The sequence below is a fragment of the Pseudomonas sp. NPDC089530 genome, from assembly GCF_050280705.1.
GTDB lineage: Bacteria > Pseudomonadota > Gammaproteobacteria > Pseudomonadales > Pseudomonadaceae > Aquipseudomonas.
In genome coordinates this window covers 1-1,365 of sequence record NZ_JBNNVU010000211.1, presented here as the reverse complement: position 1 = coordinate 1,365, position 1,365 = coordinate 1, and the positions used below count along the sequence as shown (strand labels likewise).

Sequence of the window (1,365 nt, the reverse complement as noted above, 5' to 3'; positions counted from 1 at the left end):
GGGCCTGCTGGAGCGCCCACAGGGCCTGCTCGCGCGCGCCTTGCAGGATGCCGAAGTGGATGCCGGCGAACTGAGCGCGGCCCTGCAGTCGCGGGCCGCGCACTCCGACCTGGACAGCGCTGTCGCCTCCTATCAGGGCGGCGCCTTCGAGTACCTGCCCAAGCCGTTCGATGTCGACGAAGCAGTGTCCCTGGTCAAGCGCGCCAACCAGCACGCCCAGGAACAGCAAGGCCTGGAAGCGATCCCCGCACTGGCCAGCACCCCGGAAATCATCGGCGAAGCGCCGGCGATGCAGGAGGTGTTCCGCGCCATCGGTCGCCTCAGCCACTCCAACATCACGGTGCTGATCAACGGCGAGTCCGGGACCGGTAAAGAGCTGGTGGCCCACGCCCTGCACCGTCACAGCCCGCGGGCGGCTTCGCCGTTCATCGCGCTGAACATGGCGGCGATCCCCAAGGACCTGATGGAGTCCGAGCTGTTCGGCCACGAAAAAGGCGCCTTCACCGGCGCGGCCAACCTGCGCCGCGGGCGCTTCGAACAGGCCGATGGCGGCACCCTGTTCCTCGACGAGATCGGCGACATGCCGGCGGACACCCAGACCCGCCTGCTGCGGGTGCTGGCCGACGGCGAGTTCTACCGGGTCGGCGGGCATGTGCCGGTCAAGGTCGATGTGCGCATCATCGCCGCGACCCACCAGAACCTGGAAACCCTGGTGCACGCCGGCAAGTTCCGCGAGGACCTGTTCCACCGCCTGAACGTGATCCGCATCCATATCCCGCGCCTGTCGGACCGGCGCGAAGACATCCCGACCCTGGCCAAGCACTTCCTCGGCCGCGCCGCCCAGGAGCTGGCCGTCGAGCCCAAGCTGCTGAAGAGCGAGACCGAGGAATACCTGAAGAACCTGCCGTGGCCCGGCAACGTGCGCCAGCTGGAGAACACCTGCCGCTGGATCACGGTGATGGCTTCGGGTCGCGAAGTGCATATCGGCGACCTGCCGCCGGAGCTGCTGAGCCTGCCGCAGGATGCGGCGCCGGTGACCAACTGGGAGCAGGCCCTGCGCCAGTGGGCCGACCAGGCCCTGGCCCGCGGCCAGTCGAGCCTTTTGGACAGCGCGGTGCCGAGCTTCGAGCGGATCATGATCGAGACCGCCCTCAAGCACACCGCCGGCCGCCGCCGCGATGCCGCCGTGCTGCTGGGCTGGGGCCGCAACACCCTGACCCGCAAGATCAAGGAGTTGGGGATGAAGGTCGACGGCGGGGACGACGAGGACAGCGAAGAGGCTTGAACCGCTGTCTGTAACCCCTATCGCGGGCCAGCCTCGCTCCTACGGTTCGCATGTTCCGTAGGAGCGAGGCTGGCCCGCGA

1 protein-coding gene is annotated in these 1,365 nt (G+C 68.5%); it reads left to right on the top strand.

Annotation, left to right across the window (positions count from 1 at the left end):
- A partial coding sequence (gene ntrC, locus ACQKQA_RS30340) for a nitrogen regulation protein NR(I) (RefSeq protein WP_427564801.1) occupies window positions 1–1,285 on the top strand: 1,285 nt, incomplete at its 5' end.
- Window positions 1,286–1,365 lie beyond the last annotated feature (80 nt).